Source organism: Saccharomonospora iraqiensis subsp. iraqiensis, assembly GCF_000430445.1.
Taxonomy (GTDB): Bacteria; Actinomycetota; Actinomycetes; order Mycobacteriales; family Pseudonocardiaceae; genus Saccharomonospora; species Saccharomonospora iraqiensis.
In genome coordinates this window covers 1-2,207 of record NZ_KE387043.1, presented here as the reverse complement: position 1 = coordinate 2,207, position 2,207 = coordinate 1, and the positions used below count along the sequence as shown (strand labels likewise).

The following is a 2,207-nucleotide window of genomic DNA, read 5'->3' as shown; positions in this document are numbered from 1 at the left end:
GCCGGTCCGCGGCCGGGATGACCCGCTCCGGACGCCCCGGCCCGGTGGCGGGGCCGTCGCAGCCGTGCCGGACATCCCGCCCGGGCGAGATCGACCCCGTGGTCAGCAACGGGGTCGCCAGCGCACCCGCGGCGAGGAAGCGGCGACGGTCGACGGTCATCATGGCTCGATTCGTGCATCGTGGACCCGGGTCGGGCCCGGAAACGACGTGCGGGTTGCCCGGGCCGCCGTCCGGGGCCGGTGTCGGCGTGCGGTGTCGTGGCGCGCACACCCACCGTGACGGCGGTGACCGGCGTGTTCGTGCTGGTCAGTCGCCGTACAAGGTCGCGCTGCCGGACAGGGGCGCGCAAGTTTCCGGTGAGTACCGTCACCGGGCCGGACTCCCGCCGTCGCGGGGCGCGTACGGCCCGCACATGCCGGTGGCGCCCACCGGCGAAGCGGTGGGCGCCACCTTCACGGCGCGGACCACGCGGGCGACCAAGCGTGCGTTCCGTGTCGTCCGACGGGTACTCGGCGTCCGGCGTCCCGATTACGCAGTCCCTGTGACGACGAGCCTTTCGCGGCGAGCTCCGCGTGGGTACCCGGCGTCCGCGCACGGAGGCCTCATCAGGGGAGTCCCGGCTTCTCCTCCGCCGGGCCTCTGGCCGACAAGACGTCCGCACTTCCTTTGTATCGGGTGAGACACGTCACTTCAAGCCGTTCGCCGGATCGGACGTCCGGCCCGGGTCACCGTTCGGTCCCGCGTTTCCGGCGGGAGAGCCCGTAGAGCGTGGCACCGGCCGCCACCGCGCCGACCCCGAGCCCCACGGCCACCGCGGTCGCCGCCGGGGCCGGGATCCGCGCACGCAGGGAGACCGGATCGGAGAACGTGTGCACCGGCCACTCCCGTTCGGTGGCGAGCCGGCGCAACTGGCGGTCCGGGTTGACCACGTGCGGGTTCCCGACGGCCTCCAACAACGGCAGGTCGGTGCTCGAGTCGGTGTAGGCGTGCGCGGAGGCGAGGTCGTAGCCGCGTTCGGCGGCGAGCCGCCGGGCGGCGACCGCCTTGTACTCGCCGTAGCAGTAGAAGTCGACCCGCCCGGAGTACCGGCCGTCGACGACCTCCATGCGGCTGCCCACGCTGTGGTCCACCCCGAGCATGTCGGCGATGGGCCCGACGACCTCCTCCCCGGTGGCCGACAGCACGATGACGTCGTGCCCGTCGGCCCGGTGCCGCTCGATCAGCTCGGCCGCCTCCGCGTAGACCAGCGGGGCGACCACGTCGTGCAGCGTCTCGTCGACGATGGCCCGGACCTGGTCGACGTCCCACCCCGCACACATGGTGGAGATCTCCGCCCGCAGCCGCTCGGTCCGGTCGGCGTCCGCGCCGGAGAGCGAGAACACCAGTTGCGCGTAGGCACTGCGCAGCGCGGCCCGCCGGTTGATCAGCCCCTGGCGCAGGAACGTCCGGCTGAAGGCCAGTGCGCTCGACGAGGCGATGATCGTCTTGTCGAGATCGAAGAACGCCGCCGTGCGGTGCGGGGAGGCGGTGTCCGCCGCGGTCACCCCCGTTCCGGCCGCGGGGTCCGGGGGGTGCGGGGGTGTGTTCTCGGGTTCGGCCACGTCCCCACGATAGGGGACCCGTTCCCGGTGTCCCGGCCACCTGGCCGGATCGGCCCCGGTCGTCCACAGTGTTGTCCACACTGCCCCGGTTGTCCACAGGTGGGCGGTCCCGTCCTTGCCCGGCGGTCGGTCGTCCGGTGACCGTGACCCGGCGTACCGGCCGTGGACGGACACCGAGGGGGAGCCATGCAGAAACCGGACCGGCACACCGGGCGGGACCCGGTGGACGAACATCCGATCGGACGATCACCGGGCGACCGGGCGACGGGGCGGGACCGGCCGCGCCCGCTGCTGGTGGCGGGCGAGCCCGACCTCCGGGACCGGATCACCCGGATCGCCGCCGCGGTGGGGTGCGACCTCGACACCGTCGCCGACCTCGCCGAGGCGCGGCCGTACTGGTCCGGTGCGCCGTTGGTGTTGCTCGAACACGCCGCCGTGGCCGCGACCGCGGTCCGTCCGCCCCGCCGTTCCGGGGTGTCGCTGGTGTGCGCGGAGCCGCCCGACGCCGACGTGTGGCGGTGCGCCTTCGAGTCCGGTGCCGAGGACGTCGTGGTGCTTCCCGGTGCCGCGGACACGCTCGCGGCCGCGCTGGGCGAGGTCGTGGA

General features: G+C 73.9%; 1 protein-coding gene and 1 pseudogene. One reads left to right on the top strand and one right to left on the bottom strand.

The window, feature by feature from the left end:
* Nucleotides 1-726 precede the first annotated feature (726 nt).
* Nucleotides 727-1,602 (bottom strand): HAD family hydrolase, encoded by an 876-nt coding sequence (locus ACTIR_RS0103340; protein WP_411431312.1) that lies wholly within the window; start codon nt 1,600-1,602, stop codon nt 727-729.
* A 186-nt stretch (nt 1,603-1,788) separates the two neighbouring features.
* On the opposite strand from ACTIR_RS0103340, the pseudogene ACTIR_RS21440 reads away from it, so the two are divergent.
* Nucleotides 1,789-2,207 (top strand): annotated as a pseudogene (locus tag ACTIR_RS21440) (hypothetical protein); the annotation flags it as partial.